The 22,244-nt window shown below is 42.9% G+C and carries 22 protein-coding genes; 3 read left to right on the forward strand and 19 right to left on the reverse strand.

Annotated features, from left to right (window positions below):
* Positions 1 to 10: 10 nt before the first annotated feature.
* From P8629_RS00935 to mnmG, 10 genes are all read right to left on the reverse strand, one after another.
* Positions 11 to 547: a F0F1 ATP synthase subunit delta gene (locus tag P8629_RS00935; protein ID WP_278163596.1), complete on the reverse strand. Its 537-nt coding sequence runs from the start codon at positions 545 to 547 to the stop codon at positions 11 to 13.
* Between the two features lie 10 nt (positions 548 to 557).
* Entirely contained in the window at positions 558 to 1,028 is a 471-nt protein-coding gene (locus tag P8629_RS00940) for a F0F1 ATP synthase subunit B (RefSeq protein WP_011371578.1), read from the reverse strand.
* A 60-nt stretch (positions 1,029 to 1,088) separates the two neighbouring features.
* Entirely contained in the window at positions 1,089 to 1,373 is a 285-nt protein-coding gene (gene atpE / locus P8629_RS00945) for a F0F1 ATP synthase subunit C (RefSeq protein ID WP_011371579.1), read from the reverse strand.
* Between the two features lie 151 nt (positions 1,374 to 1,524).
* Positions 1,525 to 2,352: a F0F1 ATP synthase subunit A gene (gene atpB, locus P8629_RS00950; protein WP_278163599.1), complete on the reverse strand. Its 828-nt coding sequence runs from the start codon at positions 2,350 to 2,352 to the stop codon at positions 1,525 to 1,527.
* A gap of 11 nt (positions 2,353 to 2,363) precedes the next feature.
* Complete coding sequence (locus tag P8629_RS00955) at positions 2,364 to 2,714, reverse strand: ATP synthase subunit I (protein WP_278163601.1); 351 nt, start codon at positions 2,712 to 2,714, stop codon at positions 2,364 to 2,366.
* Position 2,715: 1 nt separating this feature from the next.
* Complete coding sequence (locus P8629_RS00960) at positions 2,716 to 3,018, reverse strand: AtpZ/AtpI family protein (protein ID WP_278163603.1); 303 nt, start codon at positions 3,016 to 3,018, stop codon at positions 2,716 to 2,718.
* Between the two features lie 232 nt (positions 3,019 to 3,250).
* Positions 3,251 to 4,120, reverse strand: coding sequence for a ParB/RepB/Spo0J family partition protein (locus tag P8629_RS00965; RefSeq protein ID WP_278163604.1), 870 nt, complete (start codon positions 4,118 to 4,120; stop codon positions 3,251 to 3,253).
* A gap of 11 nt (positions 4,121 to 4,131) precedes the next feature.
* Positions 4,132 to 4,899 (reverse strand): ParA family protein, encoded by a 768-nt coding sequence (locus tag P8629_RS00970; RefSeq protein WP_278163607.1) that lies wholly within the window; start codon positions 4,897 to 4,899, stop codon positions 4,132 to 4,134.
* Entirely contained in the window at positions 4,900 to 5,550 is a 651-nt protein-coding gene (gene rsmG, locus P8629_RS00975; protein WP_278163609.1) for a 16S rRNA (guanine(527)-N(7))-methyltransferase RsmG, read from the reverse strand.
* A gap of 8 nt (positions 5,551 to 5,558) precedes the next feature.
* A complete protein-coding gene (mnmG, locus tag P8629_RS00980; RefSeq protein ID WP_278163610.1) occupies positions 5,559 to 7,460 on the reverse strand; it encodes a tRNA uridine-5-carboxymethylaminomethyl(34) synthesis enzyme MnmG in 1,902 nt (633 codons plus the stop codon).
* 170 nt (positions 7,461 to 7,630) lie between these two features.
* Between mnmG and P8629_RS00985 the strand changes: the two genes are divergently transcribed.
* Positions 7,631 to 8,260 carry a hypothetical protein gene (locus tag P8629_RS00985; protein WP_278163612.1) on the forward strand — a complete coding sequence of 210 codons (630 nt, stop codon included), beginning with the start codon at positions 7,631 to 7,633 and terminating at the stop codon, positions 8,258 to 8,260.
* A gap of 188 nt (positions 8,261 to 8,448) precedes the next feature.
* On the opposite strand, the gene P8629_RS00990 is transcribed toward P8629_RS00985, so the two are convergent.
* Together P8629_RS00990 and metE are read right to left on the reverse strand one after the other, a co-directional pair.
* On the reverse strand, positions 8,449 to 9,606 hold the full coding sequence (locus tag P8629_RS00990) for an NnrS family protein (RefSeq protein ID WP_278163613.1): 1,158 nt from the start codon (positions 9,604 to 9,606) through the stop codon (positions 8,449 to 8,451).
* Positions 9,607 to 9,727: 121 nt separating this feature from the next.
* A complete protein-coding gene (gene metE, locus P8629_RS00995) occupies positions 9,728 to 12,076 on the reverse strand; it encodes a 5-methyltetrahydropteroyltriglutamate--homocysteine S-methyltransferase (RefSeq protein ID WP_278163615.1) in 2,349 nt (782 codons plus the stop codon).
* A gap of 107 nt (positions 12,077 to 12,183) precedes the next feature.
* Between metE and P8629_RS01000 the strand changes: the two genes are divergently transcribed.
* Positions 12,184 to 13,083, forward strand: a complete 900-nt coding sequence (locus P8629_RS01000) for a LysR family transcriptional regulator (RefSeq protein ID WP_278163617.1) — start codon at positions 12,184 to 12,186, stop codon at positions 13,081 to 13,083.
* A gap of 173 nt (positions 13,084 to 13,256) precedes the next feature.
* On the opposite strand, the gene P8629_RS01005 is transcribed toward P8629_RS01000, so the two are convergent.
* The 6 genes from P8629_RS01005 to queF all read right to left on the reverse strand — a co-directional run bounded on the left by P8629_RS01005 (position 13,257) and on the right by queF (position 21,326).
* On the reverse strand, positions 13,257 to 13,496 hold the full coding sequence (locus P8629_RS01005) for a hypothetical protein (protein ID WP_278163619.1): 240 nt from the start codon (positions 13,494 to 13,496) through the stop codon (positions 13,257 to 13,259).
* Between the two features lie 519 nt (positions 13,497 to 14,015).
* A complete protein-coding gene (locus P8629_RS01010) occupies positions 14,016 to 15,386 on the reverse strand; it encodes a sigma 54-interacting transcriptional regulator (RefSeq protein ID WP_278163621.1) in 1,371 nt (456 codons plus the stop codon).
* Positions 15,367 to 15,972 (reverse strand): hypothetical protein, encoded by a 606-nt coding sequence (locus P8629_RS01015; RefSeq protein ID WP_278163622.1) that lies wholly within the window; start codon positions 15,970 to 15,972, stop codon positions 15,367 to 15,369. The genes P8629_RS01010 and P8629_RS01015 overlap by 20 nt, the downstream gene beginning before the upstream one ends.
* Positions 15,969 to 17,456 carry a sensor histidine kinase gene (locus P8629_RS01020; protein ID WP_278163624.1) on the reverse strand — a complete coding sequence of 496 codons (1,488 nt, stop codon included), beginning with the start codon at positions 17,454 to 17,456 and terminating at the stop codon, positions 15,969 to 15,971. The genes P8629_RS01015 and P8629_RS01020 overlap by 4 nt, the downstream gene beginning before the upstream one ends.
* 34 nt (positions 17,457 to 17,490) lie before the next feature.
* A complete protein-coding gene (locus P8629_RS01025) occupies positions 17,491 to 20,373 on the reverse strand; it encodes an EAL domain-containing protein (protein ID WP_278163626.1) in 2,883 nt (960 codons plus the stop codon).
* A 119-nt stretch (positions 20,374 to 20,492) separates the two neighbouring features.
* Positions 20,493 to 21,326, reverse strand: a complete 834-nt coding sequence (gene queF, locus P8629_RS01030) for an NADPH-dependent 7-cyano-7-deazaguanine reductase QueF (RefSeq protein WP_278163628.1) — start codon at positions 21,324 to 21,326, stop codon at positions 20,493 to 20,495.
* A gap of 74 nt (positions 21,327 to 21,400) precedes the next feature.
* Between queF and P8629_RS01035 the strand changes: the two genes are divergently transcribed.
* Entirely contained in the window at positions 21,401 to 21,595 is a 195-nt protein-coding gene (locus P8629_RS01035; RefSeq protein ID WP_278163630.1) for a hypothetical protein, read from the forward strand.
* 15 nt (positions 21,596 to 21,610) lie between these two features.
* Here P8629_RS01035 and P8629_RS01040 read toward each other — a convergent pair whose 3' ends face one another.
* Positions 21,611 to 22,207: a YigZ family protein gene (locus tag P8629_RS01040; protein WP_278163632.1), complete on the reverse strand. Its 597-nt coding sequence runs from the start codon at positions 22,205 to 22,207 to the stop codon at positions 21,611 to 21,613.
* Positions 22,208 to 22,244 lie beyond the last annotated feature (37 nt).

Consider the following 22,244-nt stretch of genomic DNA (forward strand, 5'->3'; position numbering starts at 1 on the left):
TTCCTCTCCATTATTGGGCGATTGCTGCGCCAAGTTTGTTAAGTTGTGAAAGTGCTGAACCATCAATAGCCCAGTCACCTACTTTAATCTTAATGCCTGAGATCAAGCTTGGATCTTCTTCATAAGTGATCTCAACTTCAGCGTCAAACTTAGCATTTAAAGCAGCACTTAATTTCTTCTTCTGCTCAACTGTCGCTTTTCTAGCTGAAATAACAGTCGCTCTTACGCGCTTATCTTCTGTTGCTTTCAATTCTTCAAAAACTTCAGCAACTTCTGATAATGCATCCAAACGCTTGTTTTCCGCCATTACAGTCAGAAGGTTTTTAACTTCAGAATTCAGATTAGAATCCATAACATCCACAAGAAGCTTTAATACATCTTCAGGCGTTACAGAAGTGCTAGCCATATAGGCAACCATTGCTTCATCTGAAACAATAGTCGATAAATTGGCTAACTGCTCTGACCATTCTACAAGTTTACCTTCATCCTTAGCTACTTCAAAAGCAGCTTCAGCGTACGGTCTTGCAATTGTTATTAATTCTGCCATAGAGTTATCCTTAGATTGATTTTACTAAGGTTTCAAGCATGTCGTTATGTGCTGCTGCATCAACTTCTTTGTTAAGAATTTTTTCTGCACCAGAAACAACTAGAGTTGAAACTTCTTTACGAAGATCTTCTCTTGCACGACTCACTTCTTGCTCTAATTCTGCTTGGGCGGCAGCTTTAATGCGGTCAGCTTCTTCAGTGGCTTTGATTTTCGCATCTTCTACGATTTCAGAACCTCTTTTTTCTGCTTGACTCAACACATTTTGAGCTTGAGCTTTAGCTTCTTTCAGTACTTCTTTAGCACGTTGTTCAGCTAATTCAAGTTCATGCTTACCTTTCTCAGCAGCAGAAAGTCCGTCAGCGATTTTCTTTTGACGGTCTTCCATTAACTTTGAAAGCGGCCCCCACAGCACTTTATTCACAAACCAAATCAACAGCACAAAAGCAATGATCTGGATGAGAAGCGTTGCGTTAATACTCACAGTGGTTACCTCGCCATTCGTTTATTAAAAATAATTCTTGGGTTATGAAAACCGCTTAGATTAAGCACCTAAAGCAGCTTGCATAGCTCCAACGAATGGGTTAGCAAATAGGAACCACATAGCAAATGCCAAGATAATGAATGGGAAAGATTCCATTAGACCCGCGAAAATGAACATGTTAGTCATTAATGCAGGACGCATTTCTGGTTGACGTGCAATACCTTCTAGAGTCTTAGAACAAATCAGACCCCAACCGATAGCTGAACCAAGACCGGCAGCAGCCAAGATCACACCAACACCAATTGCTGTAGCAGCGTAAATGTCCGCAATAAATTGAGCTTCCATTTAGATTACTCCTTAAAGTTTAAAGTTAAAGTTAAAAAAGCTTTTTACCTAATATCGTTTCGACTAATGAAACTAAGTAGGTAGGTGCGCTTAAACCTTTTGAAAGGGTCGATAAGACCCTCCCTATTCCTTTTATTATTTATCCTGAGGATCAATGACCCATTTCAGCATCATCTTCGTGAGCCATTCCAAGATAAACAATCGTTAGCACCATAAAGATAAAGGCTTGAAGCGTGATTACCAACAAGTGGAAAATCAACCATCCAAAATCCAATATGGCTTGTAGTGGCGCCCAGAATAAGGCAGCGGCACCCACTGCCAAAGTTCCACCAATCAAAGCGATTAGTAGGAATACCAACTCACCTGCGAACATGTTACCGAACAAACGCAGAGCAAGTGAAAGCGGTTTTGACACCTCTTCGATAAGCGTCATCACTACGTTCACCGGAACGAAGAACTTACCGAAAGGGTGGAATAAAAACATTTTAATGAAACCAACAACACCTTTTATTTTAATGTTGTAGTACAAAATCAATGCAAATACAGTGAAGGCCATCGCCAAAGTTGTGTTTAAGTCCGTAGTCGGTACAACTTTCAAGTGCGCATGTGGATCACCTGTTATTAATTGATATAAGTAAGGCAATAAATCAACCGGAATTAAATCCATGAAGTTCATCAACCATACCCATAGAAAAATCGTTAATGCAAGTGGGGCAATAATTGGATTGTGTCCAGGAAAAGCATCTCTTACATTCGTTGCAACGAAATCTAAAATACTTTCAACAAAATTTTGAAATCCGCCAGGCTTTCCAGACTCTAATTGTCTTCCTAAACGCGCAGCAACAAAAACGATTAATGCACCTAATAAAAAACTCACCACGATAGTATCGAGGTTAAATGTCCAAAAACCTTCGCCAATGTGGTTGTTTGTCAAGTGATGTTGAATATACTCGACAGTTCCCATTTTTTCAGCACTCAAGGGTCTTCTCCTTAGTCAGTCAAACGCTGTTTCCCCTTCAAATTAAAAACCTGTCCAATTTGCATCGCCACAAAGGTGAGTACAACTGGCATCGGCTCTAATCCAAAAGCTTGCAGCCCCAAAACAAATAACACAGCTAACAGAACGAACCTGATAACTGCACTCAAATATAAAACCTGTATTCCTCTTTTAGGATCATCTTTGGCTTTTAGGTTCGCTTTATTAAAAGCGCTTCCAAGCATGACAACATTCACAATACCGATCATAATTCCGTATACCGCTGCCAACAATGATCCTTGAATAGCAAACAACACGATGGCAATCAAACCAATAGCACCTTGTATTTTCAGTGCTTGAGACATGTTATTCACTTGCATTTTTTTCGTTACTCTTCTCTTGGGTATCTTGTGTTTTTGATGGCGTATCCAGTAAATCCATCTTCCCCAACAGTTTATGGACTTTCATCATGCCACCGATAAAGCCAAGGACACCAAAGCTCAATAAAAATAACGGCATGGTGTCGAACAATAGATCAAAAACATAGCCTACCATGAAACCGGCGACGATCATGCTAGTAAACATAGAGCCTGCGCTTAAAAGCAAAAAATTCAGCGCGGGCTTGTTCTGGCGTGATGATTTTTTAACCGGTTTCTGTTCAGTACTCATCACGCTGATCTATTGCTCCAAAAATCTTATTTTGAACACTTTACTGGTTCAAGTTAAACGGTCAGGAATAATAGCGGTTTCTCGTCTTAAAATCTAGTGATAATCGAATTAATTTTTTTAACCACAACATATAGAATAAGCTCAAAACCCAACTACTATATATGCACCGAGTCTCATTTAATTTTTTTAAGTCAACTTTCAGCTCAAAGCATATAGAATTCGAGGTGTTCGCCTATTTACTTAGCTCTGCTAAAATTCGGTTTAATTCCTCTTCAGAACCATAAGCGATCTCGATTTTTCCTCGCCCTTTTGAGCCCTGCGAAATTTTAACATTTGCCGCCACTTTGTCAGCTAAAAATTGCTGATGTTTTTGCAACTGAGCTGGAAGCTCTTGACGTTTATTTGTCTTCTTTTGCGCGGAAGGCACTAATACCTTTTGAACCGCTTCTTCAATTTCTCTGACTGTCCAATTCTTTTGAATTGCTTGCTTAGCCATTTCAAGCTGAATCGTTTCTGGTAGCGTAATAATGGCACGTGCATGTCCCATTGAAAGCTTGCCTTCGTGCAACCAATCTTGAATAGCATCTGGCAATTTCAATAAACGCAGTAGGTTTGTCACCGCTGCACGAGAACGCCCGACCGCATCAGCAACAGCCTGTTGAGTTAAATCAAACTCTTGCATCAATCGCTTTAAGCCCACTGCCGTTTCAATCGGGTTTAAATCTTCGCGTTGAATGTTTTCGATCAACGCCATCGCCAGAGTCGTTTGGTTATCTGCTTTACGAATCACCACTGGAACCAATTCCAAGCCAGCTTTTTGAGCCGCTCGCCAACGACGCTCACCCGCGATAATTTCAAATTGCTCATTACCAATGGATTTGACGACAATCGGTTGAACAATACCTTGAATGCGAATGGAATCCGCTAGCTCTTGTAAGGCCTCTTCACCAAACTGCTGACGCGGCTGGTATTCGCCTGGCACCAAACGACTGACCGAAACTTTATCGACCCGTAAGTCTGCAATACTACTGTCTGCCTTCTGCTTCCCGCCAATTAGGGCATTCACCCCTCTTTTTCCCATGCCAGATCGTTTTTTTGCCATTTTAATTCCAATTACATTTTTGTTTTTCTGATTAATTCATTTGCCAAAGCCAGATACGCGACCGCACCATTTGAACCAAGATCATAATCCAAGATCGACTCACCATAACTCGGGGCTTCGGCCAACCGGACGTTTCTAGGCACAATGGTTTGCAAGACTTTCATCCCAAAATGAGCGACCAACTCACTTGAAACATCATTCGCCAAGTTGTTACGTCGGTCATACATCGTTCGTAACAATCCATCAATACTCAAATCAGGGTTCAACTCAGACTGCACAGCTTCGATCGTATCCATCAAAGCTGACAAGCCTTCTAATGCAAAATATTCACACTGAACCGGTACCAAAATACCATCTGCCGCCGTCAAGGCATTCAAAGTCAACATATTCAAAGTAGGTGGGCAATCAATCAACACCACATCATAACTATCACGCAATTTCTTTAACGCTTTGCGTAGCTTTTTAGGCCCTTTGGATTCCTCAATCAACTCGACTTCTGCGGCCGTCAAATCACCATTGGCTGCAATCAAATCAAGATTTTCAACCGCTGTTCCCAATACCGCTTCGCGAGCTTTAGTATCACCCACCAGCACATCATATGCGGACACATCCAAGTCGTCTTTCTCGACCCCGATGGCAACCGTGGCGTTGCCTTGTGGATCCAAATCAATCATCAGGACTTTTTTATTCATACGTGCGAAAGCGGCAGACAAATTAACGGTGGACGTGGTTTTGCCTACACCGCCTTTTTGATTCGCAACTGCAATGATTCTACCCATTTATGTTTCCTGGCATTTTTCGATTTTAATCAATGTTCTTTCTGCATCTAAGCTGGGAACGTGTAATTCAAAAACTTGCGACATTTTAGCAAAATTAGGTAATTGTGCGACTTCATCTTGTGTTTTTTGTGCTTTCATTGCCCACCAATATCCTTGCGGCTTTAAAAGATGGTGTGTCCAGCCCAACATATCGTCCAACGAAGCAAAGGCTCTCGAAACCACACCATCATACAAAGTCTCTGGGTGATAAGCCTCCACCCGATGATGAATCACTTCCACATTCTGCAATCCTAGCTCTGCTTTTGCCTGCACTAAGAAACGGGTCTTTTTACTGTTACTGTCTAATAAATCTATTTGACGCTCAGGGAACAAAATAGCCAACGGAATACCAGGCAATCCGCCCCCTGTACCGACATCAATCAAACGCTCGCTGTCAATGTGCAGCGCCACACTCAGACTATCTAGAATATGTTTGATAAACATTTCATCCACATCACGGATAGCCGTTAAATTATAGGTTTTATTCCACTTTTGCAATAAGGCCAAATAATCGAGCAATTTTGCCCAGGCCTGGTCATTTTTCGGCAACCCAAAGCTCTCGGCTGCCTTATCCAATCGAGCCAAATAAAGAAGTTTTTCGTTCTCTGTCACAGCGCTTCCTAACCAACGGATTGCGACGTTTTGCGCAATTTTTTAATGTAAATTAATAACAAGGAAACAGCGGCTGGCGTAACGCCGGAAATACGCGAAGCCATCCCCAATGTAGCCGGTTTATGGTCACGTAATTTTTGTTTCACTTCATTGGACAATCCCGAAATTTTATCCAAATCCAATGCTTCAGGAATCTCCACATTTTCTGCGCGACGCAATTTATCGATGTCTTCTTGTTGACGCGCAATATACCCAGCGTACTTGGCTTCAATTTCAATCTGCTCAACCACCGTCGGCTCTGTCACCGCATGACCAAACATCTCCATCGTGGCTAATGCATCATAACTGACATTAGGGCGCTTTAATAAATCAAATAAGGTTTGTTCTTTGCTCAACGGCAAATTCATTAACGCCTCGGCTTTTTTCGCTTCTGCATGTTTTGGGTGAATCCATGTCTGCTTAAGGCGTGACAACTCAGTTTCCATAGTTTCCATCTTGCTTTCAAAAGCCAACCATCTGCCATCATCCACCAAGCCAAATTCACGACCAATCGCCGTTAAACGTTGGTCGGCATTGTCTTCACGTAGCATCAAACGATATTCGGCACGAGAGGTAAACATACGATAAGGCTCACTGGTTCCCAACGTAATCAAATCATCAACCAATACACCGATATAAGCTTCATCCCGACGCGGATACCATTGCTCTTTCATCTGAGCACGGCGCGCGGCATTCATTCCCGCCAACAACCCTTGTGCAGCGGCTTCTTCATACCCGGTTGTGCCATTAATCTGACCGGCAAAAAACAGCCCGTGAATCGCTTGGGTTTCCAACGTTGGTCTCAACCCTCTCGGGTCAAAATAATCATACTCAATCGCATACCCTGGACGCATGATACGGGCATTCTCCAACCCCTTCATGGATTGAACAATTTGAATTTGTGTTTCAAAAGGGAGGCTGGTTGAAATCCCATTCGGATAAAGCTCGTTCGACGTTAAGCCTTCCGGCTCGATAAAGACCTGATGCTGATTTCTTTCTGAAAAACGCATCACTTTATCTTCAATCGACGGGCAATAGCGAGGCCCAACACTATCAATCTCCCCTGCATCAGAATACATTGGCGACTGATCTAACGAATCACGAATAAAATCGTGCGTTTGTTCGTTGGTGTAAGTGATATAACACGGCATTTGCTCGGGGTGCATCGACACTTTGCCCATATAAGAAAACACCGGCATCGGGTCATCTCCCGGCTGAATTTGCATCGCTTCAAAATCAACCGTGCGTGCATCGATACGCGGTGGTGTACCTGTTTTTAAACGCCCCACGGGCAATGCTAATTCTCTTAATTTGGCGGCGAGTCGATTTGAGGGTGCATCACCAGCTCGTCCGCCTTCATAGTTCTGTAAACCTATATGAATGCGGCCTGCTAAAAAAGTACCTGCGGTAAGCACCACTTGATGCGCGTAAAACTTCAGCCCCATTCTAGTTTCGGCGCCCACCACTTTATCGCCTTCCAAAATCAAGTCTTCAACCGACTGCTGGAAAATCGTCAAATTCACTTGGTTTTCCAAGCGCATACGAATCGCCTGGCGATACAACACTCGGTCAGCTTGAGCACGGGTCGCGCGGACAGCAGGTCCTTTTGAAGCGTTCAGCGTTCGAAATTGGATACCGGCCTCATCAATCGCCATCGCCATCGCACCGCCAAGAGCATCAATCTCTTTCACCAGATGCCCTTTACCAATTCCGCCAATAGCCGGATTACAAGACATCTGCCCCAGCGTATCAATGTTATCAGTCAACAACAGCGTCTTCACACCCATCCGGGCAGCCGCCAGCGCCGCCTCGGTGCCTGCATGTCCGCCACCAACAACAATCACATCAAAATTGGTAATCTTGCTATCCATTCGCTATCCCGATATTCAATCCGTCCAAGCGCTAACTACTTGAACTTCTTAAAAATTTTATTCATTTTAAAAAGCCAAGCATTATAGCATAGTTAACCCGTATTATATTTCACATTTCAACTTTGCATTTCTTCTATAATGTTGAAAAGACACATAAAAGGAGGAATCTCATGCGAAAAAGAATCTCAGCACTTTCTACGGCAACCTTATCAATCCTGTTCGTAACGGCTTGCTCCGCAATTCCTTCAGGAAACAGAATGGATATCAAAGCGGGAGACACCTTTATATTGAACAAGCCCGTAACCTTTGCACCTGACCATGCACGGGTTTTTATCCAGTATGGCAAACAAACGCGCCAATCCACTTATGAAAAGTATGATCAACACTGTCGCTTAGAAATCAAAACCCTTAAAAGCGACCCTCAGACCCTACAGCCGGACACGTTTAAAATCACACAAGTGCGAATTGACGTGGAAGAGATCGCCTCTCAAACACCGTCACCAAACGATACGATTCATTATGCGATGAATGATACTGATTATTTCCCAAAATCTAAATTTGTGCAAACCGAATCAAGCTGGGTAAGACTCTCTTTAGGCGGGGATAGCGAACCCCCTGAAACGATGGATATTGTTCATTTATATCTCTCTTCCAAAACTCAACCCGATATTCTAAGACTCACTTGTGCAGGGGCACTCAGTACGGGAGACCCTTTAGATGCCCCAAGAAGCTATCGCCCGCAACAAAAACAAATTAACACGATTTTAGGGGCTTACGGCAAGATCACGACATCTCCATAGCGCTGAGAGTTTTACAAATTAGAAAACAACGTAGATTGGATTTAACTTGAAATGCAGTGAGATGCAAAGCCAAAGAGAGTGTCGCGAGATTAATAAAAAACCGTGTAACCCGCACTTGAATATAGGAAGCTCAACTAGACAAGTTTAACCAATTTAAGAGCTTCCAAAAACAGCCAGGCCTGGCTGTTTTACAATCGAATTCCAGTGTCTTTTTCTGGGCTTGGACGGGCAAGAATCGGCACATATAAAAGCGTCAACAACCCAAAAGCAAACACCCAACCCAACTGACTGAGATGCATCCATAAAACATAATGGCTGTCATCTACCATCGGGAAAATGACTCGCACGATGGCGGCCAAGGCTAAAACACCAAAGACCCAAACCACCGCTTTCGGCGGTTCAAATACATTTCGATTCGTATGTCCTAACGAAATACGCGCCGTCATCGAAGAACACAGCAAGCCAATACCCCCTGCCGCCAAAGCATGCAAAGCCAAAGACGGTGCCACCCAGTTCAACCCTGAAAACCCGTAAAGCAGCATGCCAAGAATCATAAACCCATACGAAAAATGTAACGGCCACAGCAATAAAACCGACCAGACTTTACGGTGATACCAAGTCTTAAAGCGAAGTGCATGCACCCAAACCAAAGGAAACGCAATCACACTGGTTAGCCAGTGTGTCGGGAAAAAGGTCGCGGCGACCATCAAGGCCAAAAACCCAATCAACGCCAATTGATCCAATAAGTTACTGTTAGGGCGTTCTGCCAAACCTAAAGCCTTTTCGGTAAAAAAAGGAATCAGTCGGCGCATCATGGTTAAATTAATCGCCAGCACCAAAAATAACCCCAGTATCACCCCCCACAAAAGACCGCCTTCAATCCAGCCCAGTGCGCCAGCATAAAACAACATATTGACGAAAATCAACAATCCAAACTTTGCTACCAACCCTGATTGCGCCCACAATCTGCGATGATAAACTGGTACCGCAAAGTGTAAGAACAACCCCACATTAAACAGAATATCCAATATCATCAAAGCTTCCAGCGGCGCGCCAAAAAGAAACCCAATGCGCGCACTCACCCAAAGCAAGAACAGCAACATCAATGAACCGCCTGATGCCGAATCAGACCGTGTCCAATTCATCACCGCCGTCAATAAAAACCCTGTCACCGTCGCTAAGGCATATCCAAACACCATCTCATGTGCATGCCACATCATCGGCGACACGCCCGAAAAAGTATAAGAAGACACCGGATAATTCAGCCACCAAACCGACATCGCAACCACCGCAAAAAAGCTTCCGCCGAGAAAAAAGGAGCGAAAAGCGCGATCAAAAAAGAACATCCCAGACCTCCTTGCCTGAATAACAATTAAAGATTCTTTTTAAATGAATGTTTAATTCTACTCTAAAAATAGCCAGGCCTGGTGATTTTTTATTAGGTGTGTTAAAAAACTATTAAAGCCATCACGCTCGTTTAATTTGTTTTTCAAATTGCTTTCTGAGCACCTTAGCGGCGTCCACCATATGGCTTAGCGCCGGTTCGGTTTCGGGCCAGCTCCGGGTTTTCAAGCCACAATCCGGGTTCACCCACAAACGCTCCACCGAAATGTTTTCAGCTGCTTTTTGAATCAAGTCCACCATCTGTTCCACGCTCGGAATATTCGGTGAGTGAATGTCATACACGCCCGGCCCGATTTCGTTCGGATAATCGAAATCCACAAACGCATCCAACAATTTCATCTGCGACTTAGAGGTTTCAATGGTAATGACATCGGCATCCATCTTCGCTACAGCATCGATAATGTCATTAAACTCGGAATAACACATGTGGGTGTGAATTTGGGTGGTGTCTTTCACGCCTGACGTGGTGAGCCTAAAACTGTTCACCGCCCAACGCAGATAATCTGCCCAATCGGATTGTTTTAATGGCAAGCCTTCTCGCAAAGCGGCTTCATCAATTTGAATCATCTCAATGCCAGCGGCTTCCAAGTCTTGCACTTCGTCTCGCAGCGCCAAGGCGATTTGGTTGCAGGTGGTTTCACGTGGTTGGTCATTGCGCACAAACGACCATTGCAACATGGTCACCGCACCGGTCAACATCCCTTTCATGATTTTATCGGTTTGGCTTTGTGCGTATTGCGACCAACTCACGGTCATGGCTTTCGGGCGAGAAACATCGCCGAAAATAATCGGCGGTTTCACGCAACGTGACCCATAAGACTGCACCCAGCCGAACTGAGTGAAGGCATAGCCATCCAACTGCTCTCCGAAATATTCGACCATGTCATTACGCTCCGGCTCGCCGTGCACAAACACATCCAGCCCGATCCGTTCCTGTCGTTCAATCACCCCATGAATTTCGGCTTGCATCGCGACAATATAACGCGTTTCAGACAGATCGCCACTTTTATATTGACGTCTTGCCTGACGAATGGCTTGGGTTTGCGGGAAAGAGCCGATGGTAGTGGTTGGAAAAAGCGGTAACTGAAATTTGGCTTTTTGTCCCTTCGTACGTTCGGAATAAGCCGTCGCTCGATCCAACGCGATGCTGTCCAATGTTGCGATTCGCGCTTGTACCTTAGCATCATGAATTAACGTGGAGGCCGCTTTTTCTTCAATCGCTTGGCGATTGATCTGTAATGCCTCTTCATTGGTTTTCCCTTCCACCGCATCGGCTAGCAATTTGATTTCCGCCAATTTTTGCTTGGCAAATGCCAAATAGTTCTTCAACTCAGGATTGAGATTGACCTCCACTTCCAGATTGACCGGCACATGCAGTAACGAACAACTGGGTGCCAGCCACAAACGATCTCCGAATTTGGTTTTGGCGGGTTCTAATTGTCGGGCGGCATCGGTTAAATCGGTTTTCCATATATTACGGCCATCCACCAACCCAAGCGACAGAACCTTTTCTGCAGGGTAATTTGCAATCACATCGTTTAATTGATGAGCGCCTCGTAGCCCATCGTAATGCAACCCAGCCACCGGAAGATGACAGGTCAAATTAAGATTGTTGCCTAAGGTTTCAAAATAGGTGGCCAGCAAAATGTTCACAGGTGTTTGTGCCAATCTTTCATAGGCATCTTTAAAGGCTGTTTGCCAGTCATTGCTCAGATCCAACACCAAAATCGGTTCGTCGATTTGAACCCATTCAATGCCTTGCTCCACCAGTCTTTGCAAAATTCGAGTATAGACATCCAGCAGCGCTGGCAAGCGGCTTAATTTAGGAATTGCGGTGCCTTTGTTTTCGGCCAGATACAAATACGTTACCGGACCGACTAAAACCGGTTTGACGTTTTTTGCTTTGCCTGTAAGCTGAATGGCTTCAGCCACTTCTTCAAACAATCGTGTGTCAGTCATCACAAATTCGGTGTCGTCTTCCAGCTCCGGCACGATGTAATGGTAATTGGTGTCGAACCATTTTTTCATCGCCCCAGCGTAATCCGCTTTCGATGCTTGTTCGCCCGAAGGGTCGGCATGCCCTGCGCAGCAATGAACAACATCGTCCGAAGATGCACGGCCACGCGCCATTCGAAATGCGACGTCTAACGTATATGGCGTTTGACGAAACCGTTTTGGAATGACCCCTAACAGCGTACTCATATTCAGCACCTGATCGTAATAGGCAAAGTCATTGACGGGTAATAAGTCCATTCCTGCGTCTAACTGAGTTTGCCAATGCGTTTGGCGAAGGTTTTGGGCGACCTCAAATAAACTTTTTTCGTTAGACTCACCTTTCCAGTAAGCTTCCAGAGCAAACTTGAGTTCTCGCTTTGCGCCAATGCGGGGGTAACCTAAGAGGTGGGTTGTCATATTATGTCCTTTTCGTTTATCAAATGCTTTGAGTTGAAAAGATGATAGAATGATGGCAACATGAAAACAAACGAATAATATTCAACCTAACATGAGAATATTTCATAATGATAGAGCTTAAGCATTTAAAAACCTTACAGGCCTTGCAACAAGAAGGCAGTGTCAATAAAGCAGCTGACGCCCTTTTCGTCACTCAATCAGCGTTATCACATCAAATCAAACAACTGGAACAATCTTTAAACCTAAAACTGTTTGAACGAAAAAGCTCGCCATTAATATGGACATCTGCCGGCAAAATCTTATTAAAAACCGCACAAGATATTTTGCCTAAATTGGATCAAGCTGAAGTCACGTTAAAGAGTTTAGAAAAAGGCGAGCAAGGTCGGTTGTTTATCGGGGTGGAATGTCATACCTGTTTTGAATGGCTTTTACCCGTGATGCGCGCTTATCAACAAGAGTGGCAAGGCGTGGATTTAGACATTATTAACAGTCTGGCGAATTCAACCAATACCTCTGCTTTACAGAACCTTAAAAATCAAAAATTGGATTTGGTGGTGACATCTGATCCTATGTCGATGCCTGAGTTGGTTTTTAAGGACTTATTCAGTTTTGAGCTGGTGTTGGTGGTCCCTGTTGGCCACCCCTTGTCTGATTTATCTTGGGTGAGCCCGGAAGATTTTCGCCAAGAGACGTTAATTCATTATCCGGTACCGAGAGAAAAATTGGATATTTTTAAACGCTTTCTTAGCCCCGCTGGCATTGAACCCATTGCTGAACGGCATTCAGAAATGACGTTGATGATGTTACAACTGGTTGAAGGCAATAAAGGCATTTGCGTGTTACCGAAATGGTTATTGGAAACCCTTTCTGACTTTCAACACTTGCCGAGAGTACGAATCGGTTCGCAAGGACTTTGGGCAAACTTATATGCTGCCATTCACCGCGAGTCAGAGAACAAAGCATATTTGAATAGCTTTATTGAAAGAGTGAAACAAAAGATGACTTAAATTTGACCAGGCCTGGTCATTTTTTAATTAAGAAAGAGAAGAAGACGGATATAAAAAGGGGAGCCACTTGGCTCCCAACCCTGAGGAACTAACTAAGGAAACTTAGTAATAAAACTTCTTAATACAACTTGGAGAGATAAAAATATAAAACGAAAATCTTAACTAACCTGTAATCACTTCGTTAAATCAATTAAAGCGAATTCTTTATAACTTAAAACCCCATCTTGATTGATATCCAACAAACTCCACTGTTCTTGAACTTTGAGGGAATGAATCGCTTCGGTCGCACTGATAACATCATCTTTATTCTCATTTAATGTTTTCCAGAGCATATCAAGAGAGGATTCTCCCATCGCTGCTCCAGCAGCACCTAATGAAATAATAAACATTGAAATTAAACGAACTTTCTTCATCTTTTTTTCCTGTTAATGATTGATGTTATGGTTAATTTTTAGCCTGACTAAACAACAGTGCAGACCGATAAAACAAGTGGATTATTCACTTTACCCTGCTCTTAGAGCAACGGCAGTGCCAACTTTATATAACACCAATAACCTGTTGTTTATAAACTAGATTATTTTATTTTTTAGATCTAAAAGACGATTTTTTGCTGGATTGAGTTCAAAAGCTCCGAAAAGCGACTTTTTGTGTTTCCAAATCACGACACTTTTATAAAAGAAATGTGCTGTCAGCGGATTAACAGCATTTTAAATCGACATACATACCAGATAATATTTAAATAGGCTTAAAACGATTGATTTTTAAGGTAAAAATAAATCGTTTTTGTTTGCAGGAATAAAAAAGAAATAATAAAGAATTGTCGCTATATCACGACACCCATATTCTTAAAAAAGAAAAGATTGCGGAAAACTAGCGCTAAGACGGCGATAGAGGCACAAATTAATCTGTCGCCTAATAACGACAGAAGGATCTTATTCTGAGTATTGCTTAAACTCGGCAGGTTTCAGCTGGTGACGATCCAGCAAACGATAAAATTCCGTCCGATTGCGTTGAGCGATTCTGGCGGCATGCGATACATTCCCGCCGACCAGTTTCAGCACTCGAATGAGATAGTCTCGTTCAAAATTCAACTTGGCTTCTTGTAGCGAAACCATGGTCAAATTTTCTTGCTGCAAGGCTTTCTCAATCAAGCTGGCAGGAATCAAAGGTGCGGTTGCAAAGGTACAGACCTGTTCAATCACATTTTTTAACTCACGGATATTCCCGGGCCAGTCATACCCGAGTAACAGTTCCATTGCATCGTTCGACAGCTTCTTCGCTTTACTGCTTTGTTGTGAAATGAAATAGTTTGCTAGCAGTGGGATATCTTCCGGGCGTTGTTTCAAACTCGGCAGTCGCAAGGTGACAATGTTCAATCGATAATATAAATCCAGCCGGAATGCTTTTTCTTCCACCAGTTGCTTAAGGTCTTTATGACTGGCTGACACCACTCTCACATCAATTGAAACAGTTTTATCCGCGCCGACCGGGCGAATTTCGCCTTCTTGCAAAGCGCGGAGCAACTTTACCTGAAAGGCGGGCGACATATCCCCGATTTCATCCAAAAATAAAACACCCCCATCAGCCAGTTCAAACAAGCCTTTACGGTTTTCAATTGCGCCCGAAAAAGCTCCACGCTTGTGGCCGAATAACTCAGACTCTAATAAGTCCTCAGGAATCGCACTACAGTTAACGGCGATAAATGGTTTTTTATGACGTGGACTAGCGGCATGAATCGCTTGGGCAATGAGCTCTTTCCCCGTTCCACTTTCACCTTGAACATAAACACTGATGTCGCTTTGAGCAACGTGATACAGATCTTGCAACAAGGCTTCCACAACCTGACTCTGGCCAATGATGTTATGACGCCATTTGGCCTGTTTTTCCGTTGCCACGAGCGGATTATGAACCGTAAGAGCCTGCTGAATTTTCTGATTGAGTTCGGTATGGTTAATTGGCTTGGTTAGAAACCCAAAAACCCCTAAACTGGTGGCCTCGACCGCTTCTTTAATAGTGCCGTGTGCGGTCATGATAATGACGGGTAAGGTTGGCGATTGCTGATGAATTTGTTCGTACAAAGCCAAGCCATCCATTTCCGACATCCGCAAATCCGTCAAAACCAGGTGGGGTTTAAATGTCGGTAATTTCGCAAGGGCTTCAGCAGCACTTTCCACTGCCTCGACCACCAGCCCCAATGAACGCAGTCGAATTGAGAGCAGTTTTAACAAGCTGGCATCATCATCAACCAACAGAATTTTTTGCCCATCGAAAGTCGGTGCATTTTTATCTGGGCTGAGCGTCATCACCAATCCTTTTATTAAGGTTTTTTTCAATGGCTTTCAAAGCCTGGATTTGTGATTTTAACAGCGCATTTTCTTGCTGCAACTGCTGATGCAGAGTATCTTTTTCCGTAAGTTTGTCAGATAAGGCGCCATTGCGTGCCTTCAATGTATCAATCGTGTCCAACGTTTGAATATAGGAAACATTCAACCAGCTCAACTGATGATTAAGCACGGACTGGTCTTGTAAAGACTGCACAATCGAACGACGCTGTTCGTGGGTAATACAACTTTTTTCGCCCGAAAAACTATACGCCAACAACCAACCTGCTTGCCACGGCCCTTTGTCTTGTTGGTACAGTTTGTGTAATTTATGGCACACGATTTGGCGATGCTCTCCAGTCAAGCCGGCATAATAGTTCCCTTGTGTCAGCAAGTGAGCCGTCGCTCGGTCTTGCACACCACAAAACAAAGGCTGTGTTAGTTTTTTCGCATCTTCAGGTGTCGCCAACGGAAATGAAGTCACTGACTTCTCTTGATTCGTTTGACTGTTTAAACTTGCACAGCCTGACAAAAAAAACGCGATTCCCAACCCCCAAAACCATTTCATTCTTTTTGCTCCAAAGGTATAACCAATACAAAACGTGCGCCGGAAAAAGCCTCATTCGGCGGCAACAATAAAACTTCTCCACCATGCTGATCAACATAATATCCGACAATAGCTAAGCCGAGTCCGGTGCCCTTCATCGTCGAAGCTGGTTGCAGCTGGCCTTGAAAAAAATCTTCAAAAATCAGTTTATGGATTTCATCAGAAATGCCAGGCCCTTGATCTTCTATCAAAAGTTGTAGAGTATTATCGCTGACTTCAGCAGAAATAGAAATACAATCGCCAGATTGAGAAAATTTAATGGCATTCGAGATGAAGTTACTTAGCACCACCTTTAGCTTTTCATAATCGGCGTAAAGTGTTGTTTCTGGTAATACGACCTTCAGATCCAACTGCTTGCTTTGTAAAAGAAGTTGGTACTCCTGTCGCAAAGAATTAACCAGGTCTGGGAGGGCAAAAAAGCGGTTATCCAAAGTAGATTGAATAGAAACCGCTTTTTGATATTCCAATAAATTGGCGACCAGATTCATGATATTAAAATTTCCGACTTGCATCAATTGAACGATTTCTTTTTGCTCGACATTCAAAGAACCGATTAATTCTTCTGATAAAAGGTCGGTTCCTTCTTTCAAGGTTGCCAGCGGTGTTTTAAGCTCATGAGAAATGTTACGAATAAACTGCTGTTTCTCCGTTTCAAGGTGGCGAAGCTCTTGTCTAAGACCTTCCAAATTTTCACCCAACTCTTGCAAATCTTTAGGGCCATTAATGGCAATAGGGGTTTCGAAATCCTCTTTGACGAGTCGTTGAATCTGCAAACGCGTTTTTTTAATAGGGCGTGTAATGTAATGAACAAAGAAGATACTGAGCGCTAACGCGAGTAATGCGCTGGCTAAGACGATAAAAACCAATCGTTGTCGCACTTGGCTTTCATACTCTGATAAAGCGATCACTTCTAACGATTGTTGTTTTGTGCCGAATTCGATAATCTGCCGAGCTTGTTGCGCCAGCCCTGCAAACTGCCCTAACACGTCTTCCGAAAGCGGTTTGTAAGCTTCTTTTTGCATTGGAATGGATTGAAACAGCTTAAGCTCGTCTTGTTTTAACTGTTGTAACCGTTCATCCAGCTTAGCGGGTAAATGTTCAGATTGTGAGTCTTTGATCAAGTCCACTAACTGTTGATGATGGGTGACAAAAACCTCTAAGAGAGATGCTTCTTTAAGTACCTGATATTGACGGATGCTTCGCTCCATCGAAACCAGTCTTTCTAAAACCAACCGACTGTTTTCAGTGACCACAATAGTCTGAAAGACACTTTTGTGCGCTTGCTTTGAGTAATTATCCATTGCCATCAGCGCATAGACAATGGCAAAAATCAGGGGCACACTGACGAGCATAAAACTGGCCAACATCCACTGATAAAGTGTGCCTTTCCATGGCAGCGAAAACTGGCGCTTGAATGTTTTTAAACGAGACAAAAGCACTGACATGGAAGACCTTTAAATAGACTGTTTAAGCCTTTCTTTATGACTGGAAGGTTTGGCACCATTGTAAAAAGTCTTCCTGTTTGATTGGCGGACTAAAACCATAGCCTTGCCCTAGCTGACAGCCTTTATTGTGAAGATATTTCATTTGTGCTTCGGTTTCGACCCCTTCTGCGATAACTTCAACGTTTACGGCCAAACCAACCGCAATGATCGCATCGACAATCGCTAAATCTTCTTTATCATGTGGTAAAGAACGGATAAAAGATTGGTCTATCTTAAGCTGATCTAAAGGCAGTTTCTTTAAATAAGACAAGGAAGAGAAGCCGGTTCCAAAATCATCCATTGATAAGGAAATGCCTAATGCCTTTAAAGCGTGTAAAACTGCAATCCCTTCTTGCTCATTTTGCAATAAAAAGCTCTCCGTTACCTCCAATTCAAGATATTTCGGATCCAGCCCTGTTTCTTCCAACACTTGGGCAACGCTTTGCACAAATCCTTGATGCATTAATTGCACCGTGGAGACATTCACCGAAATACGCTCTAGACTCAAGCCTTGTTTCTGCCACGCTAGCCATTGTTGACAAGCCTGAAATAAAATTTCTCGTCCCAATGGAATAATCAGCCCGGTCGATTCGGCAATACCAATAAACTTAACCGGAGAAATTATTCCCATTTCCGGGTGAATCCAACGCACTAAAGCTTCTGCACCAATCACTTGATTGGTCTCAAAAACAATTTGTGGTTGGTAATAAGCAATCAGCTCATTATTATCAATTGCCTGGCGTAAGGCTTTTTCATAAAAGAAATATTCTGACGTAGTGGTGGCGAGTTCGGAGGAATGATAGACATATCCATTATGAGGTAATTTTTTCGCTTCAAAAAGTGCCTCATCCGCTGATTTCATTAAGTCTAACGCCGAATCACCATCTTCAGCCGAAAGCGCGATACCAATCTTAATATCCAGCACATGTTCATGCCCTTCAACTTCGAAAGGATTTAAAAAAGTATTGATAATTTCTTCAGCAAAATTAGATACATCCTGCTTATGGTGAAATGATTCCATCAAAATTAGGAAATTATCCGCGCCTAATCGAGCGACAGAATCTTCTGCATCCAGCAACTGGTTTAAACGCTGAGCAACGCCCTTTAACAACTGGTCACCATGTTCATAACCAATGGCATCGTTAATCATTTTAAAACGTGCAATGTCGACAATCAGCAATGCCACCTGATTGGACTCATGAACGGACATTTGAATCGATTGCTGCAAACGATTCTTAAACAAAGAAACATTAGGAAGTCCGGTCAGAATGTCATAAAAAGAGAGGCGATTAATTTCTTGCTCCGTCGCTTTTTGCTGACTTAAGTCATTCATTAATCCGACATAATGTAATAATCGACCTTCTTTGTCTTTCACGGCATTAATGGTGAGCCACTCAGGATAAATCGTGCCATCTTTTTTCCGATTTAAGACTTCGCCTTGCCAAGTATCTTTGTCATTTAACTCCTGCCACATCGCTTGATAAAACAGAATCGATTGCTGGCCCGAACTTAAGATCGAAGGGTTTTTACCGATCACTTCTTCCTGACGGTAACCGGTGATTTCTTCGAATTTTTTATTTACCACCACAAAACGATTGTGAATATCCGTGACCAAAATCCCTTCGCCAGCGTTATCAAACACGGAGCGTGTCAGCATTTGAAACCGTTCGCTTTCTTTGCGGAAGCTCAAGTCATTTACCACGATCAAATGCGCGGGTTCTGCATGATACGTAATCGGTTTATGTGTCATCTCAACACGAACTTCAGAACCGTTTTGACTTAAGATCGTCTGTTCAATGAAATCTGGATGATGCTGATCAATCTCTTGTAAGCGTTGCATGAATAACGTTTGATGAGCCGGCGGAATCAGATTCAAAAGACAACTTTCCAACAATGCATTGTCTTCATATCCCAGTAATTGATGAATAGCATGATTTGCGAAGGCAATCTTATCATCTTGATAGATAATAATTCCGTTCAAGGACATGCTCAATAAATCACGGTAAAGTGTCTCGGCTTCCAGTATACGTTGTTCTTTTTCCTTGATACTAAGGCTAGCTTGGAAGTAAAAGTTTTCTTCAATACGATGCAATAATTCAGAAAAACTGATTAAATCCAGGAGCTTACCCTTTTCATCTTCCACGCCAATATGATGAAAATTATGCTGAATCATAAATTGTCGCACAGAAGATAAGCTTTGAGAGTGTGAAACCGAGATCAACGGCCAAGAAGCAATGTCTTTGACTTTAAGGGTCTGATAGTCTGTTTGTTGTGCAAAACATTTTAGTAAATCGCGCATCGAGACAATACCAAGCTGATCAACATCTTTGACCACCAATGCATCTACGTTGTGTTCCGACATCATTGACAGTACTTGATCTAAACCACTGTCTGCTTGAATATAAAATAAATGGCCAGCCAATAATTCTTGGATGGTAATCCCATCTAAAAAGGCGTCACAGCTTTGCGCTTGAACCAAATCCGATTCCGCAAGAACCCCAATCGGGGTTTCATCACAGTCAACGACCAATAAGTGATGAAACTGTTTTTTATGGAATAGATATGTCGCGGAAGAAATAAGTTCGTCTTTATGGATTCGACAAACCGGTGAATTCATGACCGATGAGATGGGGTTTTCTAAAATATCAGCAGAGAATAAATCGAGCTTTAACAAATCTGATCGAGTCCAAATTCCGACAATTTCGCCCGCATCTTCGATTAAAATTGAGCCAATTTTTTTTTCGTTTAAATAGCTAATAACCGTTTTAATACACGTGTCTGGCGCACAAGTTTCCAACCCCATATGCATGAACTGTGACACCACAAGAGGCTGTTGTCCTAGAGTCGTTTTAATTTCGGGGTCGGGGTGATCAGTCATATGCGCCATTCTACACTAAGTTTTTTACCGCCACTAGACACAATCCTGCGCAAGTAGACAAAAATAATATCAATAATTATTCTCATCCGCGATAAGAGTTACGATTGTGTATCATTCAATCATTGCCGTACTAATCTTGCACGATCAAATGTCACTTCAAAATTTGAACGGTAAGGGTTGATGTCCAATCCACCTCGTCGCAGATATCGTGCATATACAGTCAATTTTTTGGGTTGGCAAAAACGCATAATATCTGTAAAGACACGCTCTACACATTGTTCATGAAATTCATTATGTTCGCGGAACGAAATCAGGTATTTCAATAAGGCTTCGTGATTAATATGCGCGCCCTCATAACGTACAACAATCGACCCCCAATCTGGCTGCCCCGTCACCAAGCAATTTGATTTCAATAAATGACTGTTCAAAGTTTCAGAAACGGCTTGATCGGATTCAGTCTGCAATAAATCTGGATTTACTTGGTAATCATCAACCTCGATATCCAATGAATCCAGACACTTTCCTGGCAGATCACCTTGCAATACAACCGATTCATTTAAACGATAAAATAGGGCAGTCACGGGTTTCCCACACGCTTGTGACAAATCTTTCTGCCAACACTTAATGACTGCTTCTTCAGACTCAAATCGAGTGCCATTAAAGGAATTCAGATATAGTTTGAAAGATTTGGACTCAATCAAATAAGGGGAATCGGCTGGAAACACAAACTCTGCCCATCCGACCTGTGGTTTACCTTTGAGGTTGAGCCACGAAATTTCATATCCCGTCCAGACATCCTCCCCAGAAAAAGGCAACGTCTTTAAATCAAATCCCAGTTCATCTCGCTTTTCCTGCCGAGGAATCGGAAATAAAATAGCCGGATCATACGCCTGACAATAAGGAGTTGTTTGCCCTAAAAGGCTTTTATTCGCTGTTGAAGTAGGTTTTGTCATAAATCTCTCTACACAAATCTGGGGGACTTTGGGTATTATACGTTGAACTGTCTATCGAATTGAATGGAGCTTGAATGTTAATTACCCTGATTACCGGCATGCTGCTAACCGCTTTGGCTTTGGGCGCCTTATGGGGTGGCTTTATCTTGTTACGACAATCGCCGCGCTTTGAACACTTCAACAGTCGACATGCCAATAAACGTATGTTGCAACTGTCACTATTGCTTTATTTTATTGGAATCGCATTAACAATTTTCTGGATGGCTTAGTGAGCGCTAATCACCTCAAAGACATTTGAATGGGCAGCCAATGGCATTCAGCGAGTCTGTGAACGAATCAATATGAACCGCGGGCAGACGCGCTTCGATGGTTACCTGATGACGATAGTCAATCGACTCGACCTGACCGTCAAGCGTGGACAACAAATGGCGGATTGGTTGCTCTTGTGAAAAATCACAATCAATCATTACCGACGTGAACGGGATTTGTTGATGCGTCGGCAAAGCTTCCATCACCGCTTGAGCAGATTGACTATAGGCGCGCGTTAATCCTCCTGCACCTAACTTAATGCCCCCAAAATAGCGCACCACAATCACCATAAGATCGCCCACATCTTTGTGTTGAAGAACATTTAAAATCGGCTTCCCAGCCGTTCCGGACGGTTCGCCGTCATCGCCCATGCCCGCATTTGTCGCACAGGCAGGATCTCCCAAAATATAGGCCCAACAATGGTGACGGGCATCTGGATAGGCGCTTTTCATTTCGGCTAACCAAGTCATTCCTTCCGCCCGGCTTTGAATGCCTTTGGCAAACGCAATAAAGCGACTTTTTTTGATTTCTATTTCAGCTTGCGCTAATTCAGTTGGCGTAAAGTACGACATAATCCTTTTATCAATTTCATATAGGCAAGTAGGTAAT

The sequence above is a fragment of the Hydrogenovibrio sp. 3SP14C1 genome (assembly GCF_029625905.1).
Taxonomy (GTDB): Bacteria; Pseudomonadota; Gammaproteobacteria; order Thiomicrospirales; family Thiomicrospiraceae; genus Hydrogenovibrio.